Raw genomic sequence first — 23787 nt, forward strand, 5'->3', positions numbered from 1 at the left:
ATTATCTCACTACCTTTCCAATAACCGCTTCAATCGCCTTGATTTTTCTTTCTTTAGCAGTTTTTTCAATTTTCAGACATTCACTTCTGGCATCAGCTAAGATTTTATCAACCTCTGCTCTACTGTCGGTGACTGCCTTCTCAACAAGAGTTTCTTCCATAAGCTTTGCTTGTTTTTTTACATCAGCAAATATGCTTTCACATTTGTTTACAGCATCAGCTCTGATAGACTCTGCATCAGTAACAGCTTTTACTTTGATACTGTCTGCTGTCTGCTCTGCCTCAACAATGCTTTTTATTATTTCAAAAGCCATCCAAATCACCTCTCTTACCTTTTTACTATGTATATAACCAATTAGATTTTTTATTCTAATTAGATTACTACCTCATTGTTAAAGTATAAACAGCATTTTTATATAATAATTAATATTTTTCAACGTTTATTTCTTAATAAAACATATTTTAGAATAGTACTTTCCTAGATTTACATCCTTTTTCGACTTACTTTTAGACTATGACATGAGTATGATTTTTAAATACCATTATTTTCAATAATTATAATTTAAAGCGATATAGTTTGTCAATAGCGTTATTTTGTTTTAAAATTAACGCTATGTCGACATTTTAAATTTTTACTTTAATTTTTTTTTAATTTTAATTTTATTTATTACATATAAAAGTTTTTTATATTCTTTTTCAACCTCAAAACCTTGAAACTTATTGTCTTTTTTGAATTTTTAGAAATATGTCACACTATTTTATCTAACTTTTATAAATCATCAATCTGTATCGATTTTTGTCACCTTATTTTTAATCTAATTTTTTTATATAATAACCTCTAGATGTAACAGCCTTACAATATGAACCCATAACATAACGTTGTTCTATTGGTTTTATAAGTTCTTTTCTAAACTTATCATCATTCTTAGCTTTTTCTAAAATCTTAGTTAATTTTTCATTCATTATATATTTCTCCTCTTAAATAATCTTTATATAAAAAGGAAGCCATCCTATAATAAACTAAGATGACTTCACTTAACGGTTGCAGTAGATTTACTAGTATAAAATAACTGGTGTACCTGGTTCTATGTTTTCATATATCTTCTTTGCTTTAGAAAAAGGTGTATTTACACATCCATGCGAACCTGAAGACCTATATATACCTCCACCAAAAGAATTTCTCCAAGTAGCATCATGAATTCCTATATTTCCATTAAATGGAAGCCAATAACTTACAGGTGAGCTGTAACCTTGACCAGTTAATGAAACATTTCTAGCTTTATAATTAAGAGGGTATATACCTGATGGCGTAGCAAATCCTCTAGCTAAATCACCTGTTACAACGTCTGTTGATACAAGCATTTCTCCATTTTTAAAGAACCACATATGTTGGTTAGAAAGACTAATCTCTACATATGTATTTCCAATATCATCTCTATTACGAGATACAGCTTTTTGTATGTAAATAGGTTCTCTTGTAACATTTTTACCAGCTTTTACAATATCAACCAATGCTTTAGCTTCTTTATTTTTGTCTATCAACCAACCATAAATTCCACCTGAAATTGTAATATCTCTACCTGTCGCAGTTTTAAATGGTCTTGAATCTCCAAAAGTACTGTATTTTTTACTTAGCCCTCTTACATATTCAACTATTGCATCATTGTCAAAGCTTATCTCATAATTCTTTTCTGAGTCTACTTTTAACCATTTATTAATGTAAACACCATCTAAAGTTTCCTTACGGTCACTAAAATCATATGTAACAACTACACCTACATACTTATCTAGTGTCTTTATAGCTTCTTTTAACTTTTCTGAATCCTTTGTATTGTTTGGTGCTTCATACACTTTACTTTCATCTAAAGAAATAGAAGTATTACCAGAATTAATTGAGTTTTGTACTAACTTATAAAAATCATCTTTTTTCACTTTGTTTCCAAGTACCTCTGGTACTATTACATAAGCATTTTTAATGCTATCATACTTAGGATAAGCACTCTTAGGTTCTACGATATTTTTACTATCAAAGCAAGATAGAGCATTAAATCTTTTTTCTAGTAAATCTTTATTATATGAAAGAGTTATCATATTATTATACTCTTTAGACTTAAAGATTCCACCAATCCATCCAAAAGCACTCTGACTATCTTTTATCTTTTGGACTTTATCATCTGGTATAAACTTTAAATCTATATCTTCTGCTTTTATTTGTTCTTTTTTATTGTTTCTTTCCTCTAAATTTAAAGTATAGGAACTAGTACTAGATACTAACAAATCATTTACTTGCTCAACTGTTTTTCCTGAGACCTTTACGCCATTAATAGTCGTTCCAAAGTAAAAATGATTTCTAAAAAAGATTGCCATTCCTATATAAGCTACAACCAAAACACCTACTACTATAGCTATCTTAACTTTCAGATTTTTTTGTCCACTTTCTTGTTTTACCTCTTTTCCATCAATCATAATTAAATCCTTCCTTACATTATAATTACCTACGTACTTTATTTGTTTTTAAACAAAACCATGTATGCCTTCTTATTTCATATACCCAAATTACTGTATTATTATTTATATTTTTAAATATATAGTTATTTTCATAAAACTATTTTGTCTTTTAGACAAAATAATTATTGTAAATCACTCCTTTCAAAATCCCTTAAATACAATCTCTACTATATTAATATATTACCATACTTTTAATAATCGTGGGTGTATCTATCTATTTTTGTAACACTAAACTATTCTTTTCAAAAAAAGAAACTAATTTTTCGTTAGTTTCTTTATATTAACTTATTTTTTAATATTGTATCTTAGCTTAACATAACGTTGTTATATACATTCTATTTAATTATTTTAGTTTCTATATCTTTTCCACCTGCATATTCTCTAAGCAATTCCTTAGCATATTCAAAATATTCTTCAATATCAGACTCTTGACTAAAAGAAAACATACAAATTAATATTTCATTTGCATCTTCTGTTATCATTGCTCTCTCAGAATCACTAGTTGGGCTCCCAAATTTACCCACTGAATCAGACAATATAGGAAGATTTTCTATATTTATTAATTCTTTCCCAATACCCTTATACTGCTCTCCTTCATCTCCTACAGTAAAACATACTGGTGAATGTAATTTACTTACATTATATGTACCTACTGGATATAATGATTTTATTGATATTAGATTATTTATTTCTACTATATTATTTATTGTGTAAAGACCCTTACCTTGAATAACTCTTCTAACCAATGCTTCTGAAGATGTTCTATATCTACTTGGATTTTTGCCAAGTTCTTTATAAGCATTTCTTGCATCTTTGATTTTATCTAGTTTTGTAATATCTTCAACTTTTAAACTTTGATTTAGAATATCACAAAACTCATTTATCTCATCAATTAATTTTTCTGAGCTTTTATTTACTGCTACTTTTGCTTGAATACAACCCAACTTAGCATTAGGCCATCTTTCCTTAAGTTTTTCATCAATACTTACATCTATCATACTTAAACAACTCCCATACACTAAATTTTATTAAAGTTTTTATCATCTATACATTATAGTACTATTATTTTGTTAATAACATGTTTATTAGGAAAATAATTTATTTTTAATATAATTTTTGTAAAATACAATTATTTTTAATTTATACATAGACAATACATAGCTAAAATTCAAAAAACACTAATTATTTAGCGTAAAACATTCTTTAATTATTATAATAACACTATCTAATTGACTTTTAAATTAAAGAATAAAAACTATTCCTTTTTCCAATTAAAAAAACCTTATACATAAAATTAATTTTTATGCATAAGGTTTCTTAATTTATTCATTTTATAGTAAATTTATCTTCCATAATATGAATTCAAATACATGTCTTTTATTTCATTCATAAGAGGATATCTTGGATTTGCTCCTGTACATTGGTCATCAAATGCCTGAATTACCATTTCATCTATTGAGTCCATAAACTTAGATTCTTCAACACCAAAGTCTTTTATAGTTTTAGGAATACCCACTTTTTGTTTTAAATCTTCAATAGCTACCAATAAACTTTGGAACTTCTCTTCATCATAGTTTCCTTTTAACCCTAAGAATGAAGCTATTTCAGCATATCTCTTTAATGCTTCTGGATATTTATATTGAGAGAATGCTCCCATTTTCTTTGGTGCATCTGAAGAATTAAATTTCATAACCTCTGTTATCAAAAGAGCATTTGCAACACCATGTGGTACATGGTGGAAAGCACCTAATTTATGAGCCATAGAATGACAAACACCCAAAAATGCATTTGCAAAAGCCATACCTGCCATTGTAGAAGCATTTGCCATTTTTTCTCTAGCTTCTGGGTCTTTTGCTCCATTGTCATATGCACGTGGAAGATACTCAAATATACTCTTAATAGCTTGTAGTGCTATACCATTTGTATAATCAGTTGCAAGCATAGATACATATGCTTCTAATGCATGAGTTAAAGCATCTATACCAGAAGCAGAAGTTAAGCTTTTTGGCATATTCATCATCATATCAGAATCAACTATGGCCATATTTGGCATCAGTTCATAATCAGCTAATGGATATTTTACACCTGTATCTTGGTCAGTTATAACAGCAAATGGTGTTACTTCTGAACCAGTACCCGCTGATGTTGGTATTGCTACAAAATTAGCTTTTTCACCCATTTTAGGGAATGTATACACCCTTTTTCTTATATCCATAAATCTCATAGCTAAGTCTTGGAAATCTACATCTGGATGCTCATACAATGTCCACATTATCTTTCCTGCATCCATTGCACTTCCTCCACCTATAGATATTATTACATCTGGATTAAATTCTCTCATAGCTTTAGCACCTATCTTGGCACATTCCAAAGTTGGGTCTGGCTCTACTTCAAAGAATGTAGTATGTTTAATATTCATTTCATCTAATAAGTCAGTAACTGCTTTAGTATACCCATTATTGTAAAGAAATGTATCTGTTACAATAAAAGCTCTCTTTTTATTCATTACATCCTTAAGTTCTTTTAATGCTACTCCTAAACAACCCTTTTTGAAATAAACTTTTTCTGGTGCTCTAAACCAAAGCATATTTTCTCTCCTCTCAGCTACTGTCTTAATATTAAGTAAATGCTTAACTCCTACATTTTCAGATACTGAATTTCCACCCCAAGACCCACATCCTAAAGTAAGAGAAGGAGCTAGTTTAAAATTATATAAATCACCTATACCGCCTTGAGAAGAAGGAGTATTAATTAAAATTCTGCAAGTTTTCATAGCTGAAGTAAATTTAGCAAGTTTTTCTCTTTGATTTACATCATCAATATATAATGAAGATGTATGCCCAAATCCCCCATCTTCAACTAACTTTTCTGCTTTTCTAACTGCATCATCAAAATCATTTGCTCTGTACATTGCAAGTACTGGTGAAAGTTTCTCGTGAGCAAAAGCCTCTTCTAATTCAACTGATTCTACTTCACCTATTAAAACTTTAGCATCTACTGGAACTTCAAAGCCTGCAAGTTTTGCTATTGTACAAGCTGTTTGTCCAACTATTTTAGAATTTAATCCTCCATTTACTAAAATTATATTTCTTATTTTTTCTGTTTCATCTTTATCTAATAAATAAGCTCCACGCTCTTTAAATTCTTTTTTAACTTCATTATATACATTTTCTAATACTATAACTGATTGTTCAGAAGCACATATCATACCATTATCAAAAGTCTTAGATACAAGAATTGAGTTTACAGCAGTTTTTATATCTGCACTATCATCAATTATTGCTGGCGTATTACCTGCACCAACTCCAATAGCTGGTTTTCCAGATGAATATGCTGATTTAACCATTCCAGGTCCCCCTGTAGCAAGAGTTAAATCCACTTCTTTCATAACAGTTGTAGTTAATTCTAAAGATGGCTCATCTATCCATCCTATTATACCTTCAGGAGCTCCAGCTAAAACAGCAGCCTCAAGAACTACTTTTGCAGCTTCTATAGTAGAATTCTTTGCTCTTGGATGTGGAGAGAAAATTATTCCATTTCTAGTTTTAAGTGCCAAGAGTGCTTTAAATATAGCAGTAGAAGTTGGATTAGTTGTAGGTACAACAGCTGCAATAACACCTATTGGTTCAGCAATTTTAGTCATACCAAATGCCTCGTCTTTCTCTATTACACCACAAGTTTTAGTTTCTTTATATGCATTATATATATACTCTGAAGCATAATGATTCTTTATGACTTTATCTTCAGCAATTCCCATACCAGTTTCTTTTTGTGCCATTATAGCTAGAGGAACTCTTTGCTTGTTAGCTGCTAAAGATGCTGCTAAAAAAATCTTATCTACTTGCTCTTGAGTATATGTGGCAAATATTTTTTGTGCCTCTCTAATTTTTGCTAATTTTTTAACTAAAGTTTCAACATTATTTACAACATCTACACTAATTGACATAACTTCATCTCCCTTTATATTCTCTATTATATCCTGTTCTTTATTGTCCATTTTAGCAACCTCCTAGAATAGTATTTTCATTTATCACGTTAATTTATTAACAGTATAACATCTTATTTTCCTATTTTCAAGTTATTTTTTTAACATTTTATTTTTATTTAATATAAACTTGCTTATCTCGCCAATACCCTACTTTATGAATCTTTACTTTCATTGTATATTACTTTATTTTTTATGCAGATTATAGAAAAATTAATCTCAAAACTTAATGATAACGTTATTATTTTAACATAAATATTTTGCATTTTTCTTATAAATAAAAATATATACTGATAATTTTTTTAATATAGTATAATTAAACATATGCATTCACAATTCTTATATAATACGAAATAATATATAGCTAATACAGTATAAATAAACTTAAAGTTCATAGGAAAAATCCGTATGAAAAAATCAAAAGTAATCAGTATTTTATATTTAATTATAAGTACAATTTCAGCTATTGGAGGTATTGCAGTAGTAACTTATTATGTAGATAATTTATTTATTAGAGGAATATCAGTATTTATCTTGAGTATGTCTGCTTGTTTTGTATCAAGTACAGTGAACTTAATACTTAAAGAAGCAAAGTAATATAAATTCCAATTTATAAATTAGATTAAGTAAATAATTTTGATATATTATAGATTAAAGTCCAGCAAATAATATTGCTGGACTTTGTTAATATTACATACATATATCACATTACTAATCTATTGATGTGGGCTATTTATAACAGGTTGTAATTGCTTATTTTCTAGAGCAAGTTCTATAGTTGGAACTATTAATTCAGTATGTGCAATCATAGAATTAGGCTTTGCTTTACAGTTATCTTGACCAAAAGGTACAAAATATATATTTTTAGAATTAAGAAGAATACCAATATTTTTGAAATTAAAACTTAAAGCATCATTCGTTGATATTGATATTACCAGTGGTTTATCATTACGAAGATGACCTTTTGCTGCCATTAATACTGGTGAATCTGTAATCCCATTTGCTAATTTTGCAGCAGTATTTCCAGTACAAGGAGCTATTATTATAATATCAGCAATTCCTTTAGGTCCAAATGGCTCTGCCTCTTCAATCGTAACTATCGGCTTATTTCCTGTAAGTTCATACGCTTTTTTCATAAACTCTTCAGAATTTCCAAATCTACAATCGATATTTTGTGATACATCTGAAAATATAGTGTGCACATTTGCCCCTTCTTTAACTAAATTCTCTAACTCTATAAATATTTTATCATAAGTGCAAAACGAACCAGTAAATCCTACTCCAATTGTAAGTCCTTTAAGTCTCATTTCTAATCCCTTCTTTCATTTATAATATTTTCTATAGCGTTAACAAGAATTTCACCAGATGTTTTTGGTGAGTATTTACCAGGAAGCCCAGGACAAATAGTCGCATTAATACCTATATCTTTCGTAACAGAATAATCCACCCCACCAGGAGAAGAAGCTATATCGATAATCACTACTTCTTGTGATACTTTTTCCAGTCTTTCTTTTGTTAAAATACATTCTGGTATGGTATTAAAAATATAATCAAACTGTAAAAGTTTCTCATCAAGTTTATTCAAAGAAATACTAGAGTATCCAAATGCATTAGCCGTACTTCTTGCACCATTATTTCTTGCACCAACACATACTTTTGCATCTAAAGAGTATAATTTTTTGGCAAGTATCTGTGCACACCTTCCAAAACCTAATACTAAGCAATTACTTTGATGTATATTTATTATACTTCTTTTAATAGCTTCTGCTATAGCTCCTTCAGCTGTAGCAACTGCATTTAAAATAGCAACATCATTCATTTTCATAAAATCATAAATCTGAATAGAGTGTTGCTCGCAAAATTTACAAACCTTAGTTGGTATGTTTCCTCCAAATAATATTTGATTAGGAGATAAATTAATTAGCAAGTTATCAATAGTAGCATCCAGACAACCACCAGTATTTTCAATGTTAACTTGATTCTTTGTAAATGGAATTGGACATAAAATAATGGAACTTTTGGATAGTGCTTCAGCTAGTGAAGTTGCTTTTCCAACGATTCCATTTACAATTTCATTTGATATTCCATAAGTAACTACAGAATATCCTTTATTAATTAGTTTTTTTACCATGTACACTTGTCGCAGGTCTCCCCCGATAACAGTTATATCGTATTGATTTGACATATTGTAAGCCTCCTTTACTATATACAATATGTTTTTATCAATACATTGGTTCACTAAAATTACTAAATATTATACTTATAACATTTTTAATAATGCTAATCTATCTATTTTTTCAGAAGAGGTATATGGAAATGAGCTTAAAAAGATAACTTTTCTTGGTATTTCATTTTTTATTAAGTTCTCTCTCATTTTAGTTAATAAATCTTTCTTTGTAATTTTATCTATAATTGTTACAAATAATGCAATTTGACTCCCTCTTATGGAGTCTGAATATGGCAATACAACTGCGTTCTCAATTTGAGGAATTTTTTTCACTTCATTTTCAACCTTAGTAGAGCTAACTTTAAATCCTCCAATATTTACAATATCATCATTTCTTCCTTCAAATATTAAGTATCCATCATCATCAAAATATCCAATATCATTGACAGAATAAGGCTTGGTTGCATTATATACTGCATATTCTGTATTCACAAAAATTTTGCCTTCTCTAATATATACATCTATTTCCGGAAATGGTCTACCTACACTTAGAGGTTTTTCAATTAGTTCATCATAGCATAAATATGTAATATAGTTTAATTCACTTGCTCCATAGTATAAAACAACTTCAGAATTTGGCATATATTTTTTTAGATTTTTTGCAGTGTCTTCAAACAATAGTTGAGAACCTGTAAAAATACTTACAACTTTAAGTATTGGTTCTTTTAAGTGTTTAACCAAGAGTTGAAGCTTTGTAGGTATAAGGTATATGTTGGTTATATTGTATTGTGTTATTGTCTTTATCCATAACTTACAGTTAAGACCTGAACTTATTACAACACTAGCACCTTCATATAATACTGATATTATAGAATTTAGATTTCCTGTAAAGCTAAGTGTTCCATTAATAAACAAGATTGATTCCTCAGAAATGTTAAAAACACCATTTTGTACAGGAAAAAATCCAGCCCAACTCTCATACGTTCTATACAACGCTTTTGGAACACCTGTAGAACCCGAAGATAAAACTCCCATACAAATACTTTTATCTAAATAATTTGTAGGATTCTTATATTGATATATATATACATTGAATTTAGGATTAAAAATAGAAAAATTAACTTCCTTTACTCCTTCATTATCATTATTATCATATAAATCAACAATGTCCATATATTCATCAGATATAATAATTGAAATATTATTTTTTAATAAAATATCATTTAACACTTTTTTAGAAAGATTATAATGACAAATAATAGGAACATTTTTTGAATAATTAATAGCAAAAAAACTAACCAACTGAAACATTATATTTTTAGAATATATTAAAATAGGGATATTTTCACCTGTCAAAATTTGTTTTCCTAACTCCTCACTATCATTTAATATATTTTCATAAGTATGTTTTTCTCCATCTACAATTAAAAAATTTTTATTTTTATGTATATCTCTCTTTATTCTTAGAAGTTCATAGTAGTTCATAATCTACACCCTCTCAATCAATAAAGCTGAACCTAAACCACCAGCTGCAGCTATAGAACAAATTCCATATCTACCCTTAGTCTTTTCTAATGCTTTTAAAAGATGCAATGCAATAATTGCACCTGAAGCACCATATGGATGTCCATACGCTAAAGCTCCACCAAATATATTATATCTATTGATTAATTCTGGATACTTTCTTTGAAATAGCACATCTATAACTGCAAATGCTTCATTAAATTCAACAGCAGATATATCTAAATAATTAAGGTTTTCTATCTTTAAAATTTTATCCATTGCTTTTATCGCTGATGTTGGACTTAAATTTGCATCTGTTCCTATTGTACATGTATTGATAACTTTTGCTTTAGACTCCTTTTTTGTACGTTCTAGATACTTTTTAGAACATAGTATAATAAATGAAGCTCCATCATTAATAAGACATGAATTTGCTGCATTTGTAATAGTTTCTTTTCCTAAAATCGATGGTATCCTATCCAATAACCTTTGATTCATCTTATCACGTATACCTTCGTCATAAATACTATTATTTACAGGAGATATAATATCCTCAAGTATTTTCTCTTCTCTTGCTTCTTTTGCTCTTTTATGACTTTTTTTTACCCAAAAATCCAATTCTGTTTTCTCAATTTGATATAACTTCGCTACTCTTTCTGCTCCTTCTAGCATACTATTTTGGCTATTATCATCAGGAGAAAACTGAGCAACTGTATAATTTGGATTATTTATACTATATCGTTTATCATTCTTATGATATGTGCGCATTGGTTGTAGAGAGCTACTTTCAAAGCCTCCTGCAATAATTAAATCACACTGCCCAGATTTAATCTTTGAAAATGCTATGTCTATACTCATCATAGCAGAAGCACATTGCATGTCCACAGTAAAAGCAGGTACTTCATTTGACACTCCTGCTGTTAAAGTCATTAATCTAGCTATATTACCCCCTGTCCCAACTGCATTTCCACATATAATCTCATCAATTCTGTCAATTTCATACTTTTCAATTAGATGTTTTAACACACTCGCTCCTAGTAATTCAGGTTGAACAAATTGAAAAATTCCATTTTTTAGACCTATATGACTTCTAAGTCCTCCTAATATAAAAACCTCATCCATATATTACATCCTTCCTTTATCATAGATTTCTTCTTAGTACATTATTCAGTTTAGTACCTAAAAAAGATGCAATAACTGATTTTATTGTATCTCCAATTAAAAATGGAATTACAGCTGCAAAAAGTGCTGCTTCTACTGTCATTTGATTAAAATAACACATAAATACTGTTCCCATAAAATATATAATAGGCATGCCAATAAAAATTGTTATTAGTATATATCTTTTAATATCATTATTTCGTCCTTTTAATAAACTAATAATTAGTACTGCAAACAAAAATCCAAAATAAAAACCACCTGTTGGGCTTAACAATTTTCCAATCCCAGATGTACCTCCACCAAATACTGGTATTCCAATTAAACCTATCATTATATACACACCAACTGTACTAAATGCTTGTCTTGGTGTTAAAATCAAAGCTATTAAATTTATCATTATTGTCTGTGCTGTTACTCCCGCTGGAGTAAATGGTAATGGTATATATATGTAAGATGATATACACAATAATGCTACACATATTGACATTTTAGTTAAATCTTGAATATTTACTTTAGTTCTTTTCATTTTTATAATTCCCTTCATACACCTTATTCAATTTAGTTTATATGTACATATACAAAGTCTCTATTAAAGCTTTGTTTTAGTATAAAATAAAGATGTTTTTTTGTCAACCTATGTAATTATATAAGTTTACATTTAATTTGTAAGTAAACTCTATATTGTAGCTCTATATTTTAATGGTTATTTATAAAACTTTGCTTAAAAACAGCTATATTTAGTCTATACTTGTAAATTATAATATGATATATTTTTATATGATATTTTATTTTATATAAAAAACAATAAGGAAGTGATGATATGAAGGTCAATGAAAATAATTTAAATAATATAGATGAAGAGTTAGATGAACTTAGTAAGAAAGTTTATTTAGAATCACCAGATTTTTGGATAAGCATTTCTGACAAAATAATAGATAAAGTATTTGATGAAATGTTATTATTTTTTGCAGTTAAATATAACTATTTCAATATATTATCCTTTGCTATTGAAAACAATTATATAGATTTAAACATGCCATCAAAAAATAAAGAATACCCTAATATAATGAGCCATTTTTTAGATACGGCAAAACAGAATGAAGATAAAAAAATTTATAATTATCTTCTAAGCTTAAATAAAGATAACACTCTAGATGAAAGTTCTACTTCAGATGACTTGAATTACAATACTAGTGGTGATACTTTTGAAAAAAAAGATGTATATATTCCAAAGTACTTGTGTCCAAGCTGTAATTCTAATATATTTGATACAGGTTATAAAGTATCAAATGACATAACTTATAAATTTTCTTCTCAAGAATCTGAACCTATTGAAATATCTAATGAAGTTTCCTCTATCAGATGTTGTAATTGTGATAGATTCTTAGAAGGTATTACACCTGACAAATTATATAACCTATGTAAAATTCAAAATTGTAATAATTGTGGCTCTAATTTAACTAAAGTAGGAATCATTGCAAAGAAAAAAATGGACTTTGATGAGAATAGTGAAGAATTTAAACATGTCTCAACATCTTACTGTTGTGGAAATTGTGACACTGAAATAAATTTATCTCAAAAAGAACATTTTAAGATTTAAAAATTCATTTTTAGTGTAACGTTATAAAGTATTTAAATAGAATTATAAATAAATTTTTCGAATATATGAATAGACTTCTTTTATATCTAAAAATTGCTATACAACTTGATAATAACGAGCACGTTATATAGCAATTTTTTATTAATATTTAATTTATTAATTTTTAAACAATCCATTAAAGTAACTTTTAATTTTATTTGCTGATTTTTCTAACACTTCTAAAATATAATCTAATCCAAAAAACGCACTTAATATTAAAATAGGTAGATAACACAATAAATATCTAGACCTAGTCTCCCAGATGATTAAAAACAAAAATACTCCAAATATGCATATGTTAAGGGAACTTGTAAATTCTTTTGGATATTTATAAAATCTTATGCTTGATACGACAATCATAATTAAAATAAGTATATGTGAAAACTGACTTACACTCACAAATACACCATTCTTTTTTCCTACAACATGTTCATAAAAAATACTCCCTTTAAATACAGCTTCTCTACTAAGCTTGCTCAAAGAATAGTATGTTCCATCACCCCATGTAAAAGATATTTTATTCTTTAAAAATCTAAGATATCCTTCCACTCCATAACTTTTTAATCTTTGTTTTATAATTTTAATATTAGCTTTCTTAGTGCCTTCTTTTCCGTTTAAAGAACGTTGCTTTAATGAAAATTGAACATCTTCATGAGAAAAACTCCCATACGGTTTTTCTAGTCCCATCATCATCCAATGTGTGTATGGTAATCCAGCTTCTTTATATGTCACAGGTATAAAGTAAGTTACCATATATTGAAAAAACATCGTCCCTATTATAAAAGGAATTATTATTAGTGATATACACTTTATTGAAGGTTTAATTTTATTTAAAAAAAACAAATATATCACTATGGCTATTAAAGATATTATAACATTTGTTTTCAATGCAGTCCCTATACATGCTAATATGCCAATATAAATTAAATATCTAAACCTTACCTTACTTTTACTATTTATATAGTTATATAAGAATAAAAACATTGTAATTGGAAAAAACATTGTAATTGTATCAGTATATACAATTTGCGAATAAGCATAAAAAGGAGTTATCAACAAGGCAAATACACTAAATAGTGTTTCTTTACATATCCCAAACACTTTCTTTATAAACTTAGATAATATTAGTATTGATATATTTATCATAAATATGTTTAGTAAAGTTCCAAAAGTATAAAAAGTATGTATATTATCTGTATACATACCTATAAATTTATACATACATGATAATAATAATGTTATTGCGATATTATTGGGATATGATACATAAAAATATTCTCCTAATGGCTTATTATATAGAGCAAGTTCTATTGCAGATTGATTTACACTTCTAAAATCCCAAGTAGGATTAACATGAAGAAAGACAGCAAAAATAATCTGTAAAACTAAAATCCCTATAAAACAATTTCTTCTTATTTTTTTTAATTTTTTATCTTCTAAATTATTAAAAAATTTATTTAAAGTATATAATAAAAATAATAATACTAATATTCCAATAATAATTATAAATGGATTCATGTTATAAAATAAATTTACATTATCAAACAATATAATTTTTATTATACATATGAAACTAAAAATAAATATTGATGTAAATAAAAATAATAGTATTTCCTTAAAGTTTAATTTACTCATCATATCTCCTTAATATCTTCGGCAAAACTATTTGTTATTTATAAATTTATCTATTATAAATCTTGGTCTATTCTTAGTTTCCATATATATTTTACCAATGTATTCTCCAACTAAACCTATACAAAACACTTGAAATCCTCCAATAGCCCATATTGAAAATACAATAATTATCCACATATCAACATGTTTTTTTAGGAAATACTGCACAAGTAAATACACTAATATTATTAAACTAGCTAAAAAAATCAAAATACCAGTTGACATTATCATTCTTAATGGCTTTATACTAAAAGAAGTTATACCTTCAAATGCAAATGACAACATCTTTTTTATCGTATATTTTGACTCACCAGCAAGTCTTTCTTTTCTTTCATAAAAAACAAAGCTGGATTTATATCCTATAAGAGGAATTATTCCTCTTAAGAATAAATTTACCTCTCTAAATTGTGAAAGTGATTCTATAGTACGTTTGCTTAAAAGCCTATAATCCGCATGATTATACACTATATTTGAACCTAATAAACTCATTAATTTATAAAACAATTTAGCCGAATTCCTCTTAAATAAAGTATCCTTTTTTCTGCTTTTACGCACTCCATATATAATATCACAACCATCATAAAATTTTTGTATAAATTCATCTAATATATCTATATCATCTTGCAAATCTGCATCTATAGAAATTGTAGCATCACAAAATTCTTTTGTTTGCAGTAAACCCGCTAATATAGCATTCTGATGACCCCTGTTACAAGAAAGTTTAATACCACAAAAAACAGATTTATTTTTACTTAATTCTTCTATAATACACCATGTATTATCTTTACTCCCATCATCTATAAATACAATCTTACTTTTTTCACTAATTATCTTATCATTTATTAATGAATTGATTTTGATTTCTAGTCTATTTGATGTTTCTTTTAAAACATCTTCCTCATTATAGCAAGGTATTATAAAATATATAATTTTCAAGCTAATCATACCCCTTTACAAGTTGATAAAATGACCTAATTTATTAAAGGATACCCTATATTTGAATAGTTTACTGAATTTCTTTATCAATATTGCTTTCTATGATATAATTTATCCTTACACCAATACCCATAAGAATATAGAATATAGGTGAAATAAATACAACACTATCATTAAAAAATCCAGAAATCAGGAAACCAATAATCCCCATCAATATTGCACATCCAATTATATGATAAAAATCATTATTTCTAGATTTTGTATATATTTTAAAGCTTTTTCCTATGTATAAAGTTGTTATCCCTAAAAATGCAAACAACGATATAATACCTGTACCTTGGGCAATCTGAATATACATATTGTGTGGCTTGTCCACAATCATGTTAGTAGTATCGTATGCTTTATACAAACCTACATAATCATATTGTGGAAATACTGCTACAAATGTATCTGGCCCATATCCAAATAAAGGTTTTTCTAAAATAATAGGTAAAGCTCTTGACCATATGTATATTCTTGATGTAAGAAGCTCTTCTTTTCCATCTCCCCACCAATATTTTACTTCTTTAGGTTCAATTATTCTACCACCATGAGTTATATATTTAAATACATCATTTTCAGTTGTTAATCTTATATGTATATCTTCATCTACATCGACTTTTATTATATTTTTACCACTTTCTTTTAATCGTACAAACTCAATAATTGTATCTTTATACTCATTTTCTAGAAATTCCCATGACTTTAACTGATTATCAAATTTAAGACTTAGCAGATTATTATTCTCATCTCTAAAAAATAACTGCTGATTGTTTGATTCTATATTTAAAACCTTACCTTTGAAATTTATTTCTGCTAAATTGTCTTTAAGTTTTATATCTTCAAGTTTCGATTTTTCTTTTCCAACATTTACTTCATAGATAAATTCATTTAAGGCACTGCTTGTCTTAGTATAGATTAATCCTTTGGATAAAAAGTCAAAAACTCCTAAAACTACAATCAAACAAGAAAGCACTAAAAAGCCTTTTTTATATTCTTCCATTATTTTTTTTCTTAATATTAGAATTAAAATTAAAAATGTAGCCACTACTGAAATGAATCCAGCAGCTGAATCTGATGCCACCAGTACAAATAAATTTAATATTGATATAGGTATAAATATTTTTCTATATTTTTTTGATAAAATTGATATTGTTATCATTATTGGAAGTATAAGCGCAAAGTAACTGCCTAAATAGTTTGAATTACTCAATGTTGAATACACCTTAGCATTATCAGCATTTGAAAATACTATTTTGCCAGCTAAATATTGATGTTCTTTAGGTATTAAACTTTTCTGTATATTGAAATTTTGAAATATATCATGATTGTAATATTGAAATACAGCTATTATTGATATCACTAGTGAAGATGTAATCAATACTATAAATATACTTTTTATTTTATCTTTATTATCAAACATATTAATACTCATAAATAATAGTAATAAGTACACAATTAATGCTATCATGCCTTCGTATCTAAAAACAAACCCATTAATCGCCATATCTTTATACTCTGATAATATAACTGAAATTATTATACAAATTATATAAATTAAAATAAATTTATATATTGGTATGTCTTTTACAAGTTTTTGTTTTTTAATAAATAACATTAATATAGACATTATTGTCATAATAATAGTGAATATAAACTTATAGTATGCAAAAAGATCTATTTCAGCATTTTTTCCATTCCAATTTAAGAATATATTTTCACTTAAAATATCAATTTTCCCATATGAAATCAATGGCATTATCCCTAATATCAATAATAATGGTATTACATCTATAATTTTGGTTATATATTTATCTTTATTCAATTTCATCCCTCACATAAATAAGTGCTATCTAATATAAAAATTTACTTTCTATTTTAAGATAGCACTTTTAATTCAAATTTTATTTTTTAATCTTGCTAACTTGTTGATTTTTGAAATTATCTGTAGCCGTTTTTAATTCTATACTAGCATTGTTTAACTCTTCCTGAGTTATGTTCTCTTTTTTCAATATTGAATCTATTTTATCTATTACCTTTTCATATGTTTCTTTAGATTCAGGAGTAGCATTTACATTGTCTGGACCCAGTACATTTAGGATATATCTAGCATAATTTACTTGGCTTTCTAATTGTTCTTTAGATACTTTTAATACTAAAGGAATGTCTAGTATCTCATCACTTTTATTTCCATAAATATCGGATACTCTCACCTTAAATTTCTCTTTTCCTGCATTAGGTGTAGTTACAGTTATATACAAGATAGGAGTTGAATTATAATTACTATTCTTAACTAAAGAATCTTCTGGCACCTCTGATTCGTTTATTAAATTCATATTTAAATTATAACCTTGGGGAGGAGTGCTCCTGGATACTATTCCAGAACTTCCTATACGAAAATAAGCTTTGTCATCTATAGTTATGGTATTAATACCAAATTTACCAGAATTCTTAATTGCAATTCCTGATACACCATTAATTTTAATTTGCTCAATTTCAGGCTTATCAATAACACCACCATCACCTATTTTAGTTTTTTCAACTATGACATTTCCCCCTTGTTCTACTTTTATCCTTCCATTAACTTCTAAATTTTTAATTGTTAATGTTTTTCCTGACGCTATAATTAAAGTCTGCCCTTCTTTAATATTCAATTCATCATATGATTTAACATTTATATCTTCCGATATAAGTAAAGTATTATGTAACTTTAATTTATTATTTAATTCTTGTTCATTTATAGCTTTTTCAGGAACTACTAAACTCTTAAAATCATTTATTGCAACATCAAGTTTCTCTATTTCTTGATTTATTTTACTTTGAGGAATATTATTTTCCTTATTATCTACCATTTTTTGAGCTTCATTAATTTTATTTTTATAGACACTCTTTGATCCTTGTGGATACTGACCAGTTTCAGTACCTTCTTCAGATTTGTCATGTAAAAGATTACATTCCTTTATCTTATCTATTAACTTACTCTTATCAGCATTTATAGTTGGACCTTTTTCTAAAACAATCCCATTAAGTATATAATCAGCATAAGAACCACAAATTACAGTTACATTACAATTTTCAATAATTTCTTTAGAAGTAATTTTAACTTTTGTAACTAAATCAGTATTCTCAATTTCTTTAACTTCAATCCCGTCAGGACCATGGTATCCACTTGATGTTGAATATACTCCATTTTCATCTTTTTCAAGAAATTTCCATCTATCTACAATAATGCTATCAATAGATGTATTAGCAACATTCTTTATTTCTATTGCAGAATTATTATCAACAGTATCAAGTTTAAGTTTAGGCTCATATAATACACCAAATTTGCTTAATTTAACATTATCCTCTTTACTAACTTTTCCTTCCCCAGTTATTTTACCATTAAGATTCAAATTTATATCATCTATTCCAAGTATCATATCTTTTGGTATTATCAAATTTGTACCTTCTCCAATAGTTAAATCTTTTGTAACATTGATACTATTTTTTAAAGTTACTTCTCGAGTCCCAATGGATAATGCATTTTCTAGTTCTTCCATAGTTGATACTGACGCTTTATCAGGACCTATCTTAAATATAATTTCATCTTTAAAATCTTTACCTGATAAATCTTTTATATCCACATTTTCAAACCTTATAAAATAGGTTCCAAAATCTTCTATAGCTTTATCTTTAATCCTAAAATAATACTTAGTGCCATGATGATAGCTACTTCCTATAAGGTCTTTTTGCAACACAAGCTTTTCATTTTCTTTTTTATAAACTTTAAAGTTACCAAATAGATGCCATACATCTGACTCTTGATTAGTGCCTTTTTTATATAATTTAACAATTCTAGGGAATTTTGCTTCTACATATATATTATCTTTATTATAATAATTATATTTTGCTGCTATACTTGATACTTCACTTTTAGGAGCTTCTACAATACTTAAACATATCTCTCTAGACAAATCTTTATAATTTGGTGCACTAATATTAAGAGTATATTTTAAATTTTCAACTAAAGGTTTACTCAATACCAAAGTATACGAATTTCCACTTATAATTGAATCAACATTACCATCGTATCCATTTCCTGTAATACTAAACTTAATAGAATCTATATTTGGCATTTCTAATTTTATTTTTTCTGAGTTTACGATTTGGATAGAATTAATTTTTATTTCACGTTGCCCTGTATCATCAGGAGCTGTCCCGTCTATAGTTGGCTTATGACTTCCATCCACAGTATCAATAGTACCATTATTTTGTATCTTAACATTTTCAGCATTAGAAGTTACTTTATTAATCTTACCATCATTTTTTATTTGTAAATTCTTAACTGCATTAATAATTTCAATATTCTCTATCTTTCCTTGACTTTTGTTTACAATTCTAGAACCATTATTATCTTTTACTATCAAAGATTTTATAGTTCCACTATTATTAAAAGTGCTATATTTTATATCTTCAATAACCACCTTATCTATTGTTCCATTATTATTTACATCGCCATTAGGTATATCTATAGTAACAGTACAATTATATGTACCTTTCATATTTATAGTTATACTTTTTGTTGTAGACATTATAAAATCTGATGTTATACTTGAAGAGGCATTAAAGTTTATAGTATCATTATTTTTACTATTTGTAATAGCATTTTTCAATTCTGAAATATTTTTTGCCTCAATAGTTCTATTTTGTTCCTTACTATTATTGCTAGAACTTCCATTACTATCTTTTTGATATTTCTTCAATTCAGAAATAACAGAACTATTTACTATACCTCCAACTTGAGTTATACTATCAAATTTTTTACCTTTTAATATATCTTTTTGTTTAGAATTCAACTTATCACCAGATATTACAATTGGAGATGAGTTTTTGTTAGCCAGTACTCCTACCACTAGTGCATCTATTAAGTCTTCTTGATTTCTCATGCCGTTTCTAGCCACATATACATTTTTTAAATTTTTTGCTGGATAGAATTTTTCTATAATCTTGGCATTAGTTTCATCTCTGTCTTGACCACCTATTCTTTCTGAATTAGGCAGACTATTTTTTGTATTTTCAGATATCACATTTGTATTTCCTATAACATATGTTTTCCTTATATCTTTACTTTTTATAAAATTATTAGCTTTTTTAGTTCCTTTTGTTAAATCATCAGCTAACAATATAGGCATATTTTTTTCTGCTGCTATAGCAGCTATACTCACTGCATCAGGAAGTCCATTGTATCCACTTACAACAGCAATCTCAGATATATTTTTCTTTTTATCCATTTTATTTGCTATTTTTAAAGCAGTTTCAAATCTATCACTACCATTTATTACCTCATACTCTAGCCCTTTAGCTTTTATTTTGTCTATAACTTTTTGTGATACAGAATTAAGACCTCCAATTATATAAACTTTTTTAGCTTTCAGCCTATTTATTTCATCTTCAGTCTGTTTTGTCAGATAATGTTTTGATGTCAAAAGAATTGGAGCATTTTCTCTACTCGCAAAAGGAGTTGCAGATAATGCATCTACCATAGAATAATCATTTACTAACACAACACTATTAGAAGTGTCACCTATTTTTTTGCTAACTTTTATTGCTGTTTCATACCTGTTATTTCCAGACAACTTTTCTTCACTAAGTGCATATGTAGGCATTGAACTAGATACCATAAAAATAACAATTAATGATGATATTACTTTCTTAAACCTTTTCATATTATCCCCCCTCAGATAATTTTTTAATTCTTCTGATAACATCCTCAGTTTAAATTTAACTTATACTATACTTATCGCCCTTACAAAAAAAATACTTACCTCTTTACTTCAGTTTTTTTATTTTTCGATAAAATTTTTTCGTATAAGTGCACAAAATATAATGGAAATAATCTATATTAATAAATTATCAAAATAAGATTATTTCCATTACAAATTTTGTAATACCATATTATATATTTTTATATAAATATATATTTATTATGTTCTCAAAACGCCAACCATAACTCTCAAATCAATAGTTATATTAGATATACCTGATTTCATCAACCTTAAAATCTCTTCTTCATCTAATGATGATGTCAAAAGTGTCATTTAAACCAAATTTCTTAAATTTAATGTACTAATATTGCTCTTATAATTAATTCTATTATCATAAATCAAATCAAGATGCTTTTTAAACACATGTATAATATTTTTATTATTATAATAGATATTTTTTATATTTTCCTGTATACTTGTCCTTATTTCTTTTAAATAATTTGACTCTGGAACAATCTTTATTACCATTCCATAATTATTTAAAACTCTTGTAAATTCCTTATAGTTTGTAAGAGAAAGTATATTTAGTATTATATCTAACTTATTATCTTTAAATGGTAAATTTGCTAAATCTGAAATACACCATATAATTTATTTAAGAAATATCCTTCACCACAACCTGCATCTAATATATAGTTACTATACTTATTTAAAGTGTAATTTTTAATTATAGATTTTATTTCTTCTATTAAATAATCATACACTTTAGAACTATATATTTCATGTCTTGACTCAAATAGTTCTTTATCATAAATAGTTTTTGCATTGCTATTTAATAAATTAACATATCCTTTTTTAGATATATCAAAACAGTGTTTGTTCACACATTTAACACTATTTTTATCAATAGTAACCATATATTCTTTGCAAAGTGGACATTTAAATACATCTATATTTTCACTAAGTAGTAATCTAGTTGTTTCTATCTTTTTTAGTTTACTAATATTTTTTTATTTACATTACTTATATTCTGTTTCATTCCCATAATTTCCTTAAATTCACTATTTAATTTAAATAGCACTAAATTATGGCTACTTTCATAAGATAACTTTTCTAGATTATATAAAATGTGTTATAAGCTGTTGTAAGATAGCCACAATTTGTGCGCTATCCTCTTATTCTAGTGTAATACATAAATGCTCTTTTATTCATAGTTCTTTCATCTCATCATTATACTTTTTAATATTTTAAGCATATAGAATTTATAATTCTAAAAATTATTTTATAAAAGTACTCCTACTGAACCTCCCATGATTAAAGTCACATGGTTCCTGCTTCATAAAATTTTGCATAATCAAATGACAAATATATTAGCTCATATTATTTACTATATTCCATTATATATTCTTTAAATCCTGAGTCCTCATTTATTTGCTCTTTTAATATATTAAAACCTTTTTTATTGTAGAATACAACTGCTTTTTTATTATCTTTATATACTGCTAAGCTTAGACTTTTATATTTTTTAGTTGCATAATCTAAAAATTTACCTCCTATACCTAAGTTTTGGTAGTTTGGGTTTATAAATAAAGCTCCTATAAAGTTTTTATCTATTATGCTTATAAATCCTTTTATTTCCTCTCCATCATTATACACAAATGTATCTGATATAGGTATATATTCATTTTTAACGGCATTATAGCTATTTTCCCAGTATTCTTTACTTATAAAGTCATGTGCTTTGATTGTGCTTTCTTTCCATATTTCCATGATTTTATTTATATCTTTATTGTTTAATTTCCTTATCATAAATTTTGTTTCACCCCATTTTTGTATTGATTTTTGTCATATTTATAGGTAAGTGTATTTTATTTAGATATGATACGGTTAATATAAAACTAACATAACTGAGAATGATAGTTTTGATGCAGTAAGCTTTACATACCACTTAGTTAATATAAAACTTTATCATCGCCAACCTCGCATTTGTACTGGTCATTCTTTACATACCACTTAGTTAATATAAAACCTAATGATGACTTGGCATCAGTACAAGACATACTAGACTTTACATACCACTTAGTTAATATAAAACTCTTTGAAGAATATAGTCATCATATTTAACATCTTCCTTTACATACCACTTAGTTAATATAAAACAGGGTTTGGAAATAATGTTGATAGAAATACTTTTACTACTTTACATACCACTTAGTTAATATAAAACAGTAAAAGATTACTGTTACTTACTATAGCTAGATAGTCTTTACATACCACTTAGTTAATATAAAACGCTATTTTTACATGCAGACGAAAAATTTTTTAAAGGCTTTACATACCACTTAGTTAATATAAAACTGTCCCAAAATAGCATCATTATTTTAAGTTCAGCACGCTTTACATACCACTTAGTTAATATAAAACGAGTT

At 26.9% G+C, this 23787-nt stretch carries 17 protein-coding genes, 1 pseudogene and 1 CRISPR repeat array (1 of these 19 running past the window's edge); of the genes and pseudogenes, 2 read left to right on the forward strand and 16 right to left on the reverse strand.

All coding sequences use genetic code 11. The annotated features are described in order from the left end of the window. Position 1: 1 nt before the first annotated feature. The 5 genes from JJC02_14105 to adhE form a co-directional block, all read right to left on the reverse strand. The gene (locus JJC02_14105) at positions 2-313 is read right to left on the reverse strand and encodes a hypothetical protein (GenBank protein ID UDN54020.1); all 312 of its coding nucleotides are present in this window, start codon (positions 311-313) and stop codon (positions 2-4) included. A gap of 496 nt (positions 314-809) precedes the next feature. Beyond that, the gene (locus tag JJC02_14110) at positions 810-962 is read right to left on the reverse strand and encodes a hypothetical protein (GenBank protein ID UDN56458.1); all 153 of its coding nucleotides are present in this window, start codon (positions 960-962) and stop codon (positions 810-812) included. A 93-nt stretch (positions 963-1055) separates the two neighbouring features. Continuing rightward, on the reverse strand, positions 1056-2465 hold the full coding sequence (locus JJC02_14115; GenBank protein UDN54021.1) for a L,D-transpeptidase/peptidoglycan binding protein: 1410 nt from the start codon (positions 2463-2465) through the stop codon (positions 1056-1058). Positions 2466-2842: 377 nt separating this feature from the next. After that, positions 2843-3505 carry a hypothetical protein gene (locus tag JJC02_14120; protein UDN54022.1) on the reverse strand — a complete coding sequence of 221 codons (663 nt, stop codon included), beginning with the start codon at positions 3503-3505 and terminating at the stop codon, positions 2843-2845. Between the two features lie 344 nt (positions 3506-3849). After that, entirely contained in the window at positions 3850-6504 is a 2655-nt protein-coding gene (gene adhE / locus JJC02_14125; GenBank protein UDN54023.1) for a bifunctional acetaldehyde-CoA/alcohol dehydrogenase, read from the reverse strand. A gap of 396 nt (positions 6505-6900) precedes the next feature. Here adhE and JJC02_14130 point away from each other — a divergent pair, with 396 nt between their 5' ends. Next, complete coding sequence (locus JJC02_14130; protein UDN54024.1) at positions 6901-7089, forward strand: hypothetical protein; 189 nt, start codon at positions 6901-6903, stop codon at positions 7087-7089. Positions 7090-7208: 119 nt separating this feature from the next. On the opposite strand, the gene JJC02_14135 is transcribed toward JJC02_14130, so the two are convergent. The 5 genes from JJC02_14135 to JJC02_14155 form a co-directional block, all read right to left on the reverse strand. After that, positions 7209-7799 (reverse strand): dipicolinate synthase subunit B, encoded by a 591-nt coding sequence (locus JJC02_14135; protein ID UDN54025.1) that lies wholly within the window; start codon positions 7797-7799, stop codon positions 7209-7211. Positions 7800-7801: 2 nt separating this feature from the next. Beyond that, positions 7802-8677, reverse strand: a complete 876-nt coding sequence (dpsA, locus tag JJC02_14140) for a dipicolinate synthase subunit DpsA (GenBank protein UDN54026.1) — start codon at positions 8675-8677, stop codon at positions 7802-7804. A gap of 75 nt (positions 8678-8752) precedes the next feature. Beyond that, positions 8753-10144 carry an AMP-binding protein gene (locus JJC02_14145; protein ID UDN54027.1) on the reverse strand — a complete coding sequence of 464 codons (1392 nt, stop codon included), beginning with the start codon at positions 10142-10144 and terminating at the stop codon, positions 8753-8755. Between the two features lie 3 nt (positions 10145-10147). Further along, a complete protein-coding gene (locus tag JJC02_14150) occupies positions 10148-11284 on the reverse strand; it encodes a thiolase family protein (protein ID UDN54028.1) in 1137 nt (378 codons plus the stop codon). Positions 11285-11303: 19 nt separating this feature from the next. Next, positions 11304-11849, reverse strand: coding sequence for a biotin transporter BioY (locus JJC02_14155; protein ID UDN54029.1), 546 nt, complete (start codon positions 11847-11849; stop codon positions 11304-11306). A 294-nt stretch (positions 11850-12143) separates the two neighbouring features. On the opposite strand from JJC02_14155, the gene JJC02_14160 reads away from it, so the two are divergent. Beyond that, positions 12144-12923 (forward strand): hypothetical protein, encoded by a 780-nt coding sequence (locus JJC02_14160; protein UDN54030.1) that lies wholly within the window; start codon positions 12144-12146, stop codon positions 12921-12923. A 156-nt stretch (positions 12924-13079) separates the two neighbouring features. Here the strand turns inward: JJC02_14160 and JJC02_14165 are convergent, their stop codons facing one another. The 6 genes and pseudogenes from JJC02_14165 to JJC02_14190 form a co-directional block, all read right to left on the reverse strand. Beyond that, positions 13080-14480, reverse strand: a complete 1401-nt coding sequence (locus JJC02_14165) for a glycosyltransferase family 39 protein (protein ID UDN54031.1) — start codon at positions 14478-14480, stop codon at positions 13080-13082. 144 nt (positions 14481-14624) lie between these two features. After that, a complete protein-coding gene (locus JJC02_14170; GenBank protein ID UDN54032.1) occupies positions 14625-15581 on the reverse strand; it encodes a glycosyltransferase family 2 protein in 957 nt (318 codons plus the stop codon). Positions 15582-15642: 61 nt separating this feature from the next. After that, positions 15643-17436 carry an O-antigen ligase family protein gene (locus JJC02_14175; GenBank protein ID UDN54033.1) on the reverse strand — a complete coding sequence of 598 codons (1794 nt, stop codon included), beginning with the start codon at positions 17434-17436 and terminating at the stop codon, positions 15643-15645. A 79-nt stretch (positions 17437-17515) separates the two neighbouring features. Beyond that, the gene (locus tag JJC02_14180) at positions 17516-21319 is read right to left on the reverse strand and encodes a cell wall-binding repeat-containing protein (GenBank protein UDN54034.1); all 3804 of its coding nucleotides are present in this window, start codon (positions 21317-21319) and stop codon (positions 17516-17518) included. A 258-nt stretch (positions 21320-21577) separates the two neighbouring features. Then, a pseudogene (locus JJC02_14185) lies at positions 21578-22362 on the reverse strand (methyltransferase type 11). Positions 22363-22738: 376 nt separating this feature from the next. Then, on the reverse strand, positions 22739-23167 hold the full coding sequence (locus tag JJC02_14190) for an N-acetyltransferase (protein UDN54035.1): 429 nt from the start codon (positions 23165-23167) through the stop codon (positions 22739-22741). A 61-nt stretch (positions 23168-23228) separates the two neighbouring features. Next, a CRISPR array of direct repeats spans positions 23229-23787; the repeat unit is 29 nt; unit sequence CTTTACATACCACTTAGTTAATATAAAAC (it continues 126 nt past the right edge of the window).

Source organism: Clostridioides sp. ES-S-0054-01, assembly GCA_021561035.1.
Lineage (GTDB): Bacteria > Bacillota > Clostridia > Peptostreptococcales > Peptostreptococcaceae > Clostridioides.

Bases quoted from the DNA above. Each gene is read 5' to 3' on its own strand.
- JJC02_14145 (UDN54027.1), bottom strand. From the start codon at position 10,144: ATGAACTACTATGAACTTCTAAGAATAAAGAGAGATATACATAAAAAT.
- JJC02_14110 (UDN56458.1), bottom strand. From the start codon at position 962: ATGAATGAAAAATTAACTAAGATTTTAGAAAAAGCTAAGAATGATGAT.
- JJC02_14170 (UDN54032.1), bottom strand. From the start codon at position 15,581: ATGATTAGCTTGAAAATTATATATTTTATAATACCTTGCTATAATGAG.
- dpsA (UDN54026.1), bottom strand. From the start codon at position 8,677: ATGTCAAATCAATACGATATAACTGTTATCGGGGGAGACCTGCGACAA.
- JJC02_14120 (UDN54022.1), bottom strand. From the start codon at position 3,505: ATGATAGATGTAAGTATTGATGAAAAACTTAAGGAAAGATGGCCTAAT.
- adhE (UDN54023.1), bottom strand. From the start codon at position 6,504: ATGGACAATAAAGAACAGGATATAATAGAGAATATAAAGGGAGATGAA.
- JJC02_14150 (UDN54028.1), bottom strand. From the start codon at position 11,284: ATGGATGAGGTTTTTATATTAGGAGGACTTAGAAGTCATATAGGTCTA.
- JJC02_14155 (UDN54029.1), bottom strand. From the start codon at position 11,849: ATGAAAAGAACTAAAGTAAATATTCAAGATTTAACTAAAATGTCAATA.
- JJC02_14105 (UDN54020.1), bottom strand. From the start codon at position 313: ATGGCTTTTGAAATAATAAAAAGCATTGTTGAGGCAGAGCAGACAGCA.
- JJC02_14115 (UDN54021.1), bottom strand. From the start codon at position 2,465: ATGATTGATGGAAAAGAGGTAAAACAAGAAAGTGGACAAAAAAATCTG.
- JJC02_14190 (UDN54035.1), bottom strand. From the start codon at position 23,167: ATGATAAGGAAATTAAACAATAAAGATATAAATAAAATCATGGAAATA.
- JJC02_14130 (UDN54024.1), top strand. From the start codon at position 6,901: ATGAAAAAATCAAAAGTAATCAGTATTTTATATTTAATTATAAGTACA.
- JJC02_14160 (UDN54030.1), top strand. From the start codon at position 12,144: ATGAAGGTCAATGAAAATAATTTAAATAATATAGATGAAGAGTTAGAT.
- JJC02_14135 (UDN54025.1), bottom strand. From the start codon at position 7,799: ATGAGACTTAAAGGACTTACAATTGGAGTAGGATTTACTGGTTCGTTT.
- JJC02_14165 (UDN54031.1), bottom strand. From the start codon at position 14,480: ATGAATCCATTTATAATTATTATTGGAATATTAGTATTATTATTTTTA.
- JJC02_14180 (UDN54034.1), bottom strand. From the start codon at position 21,319: ATGAAAAGGTTTAAGAAAGTAATATCATCATTAATTGTTATTTTTATG.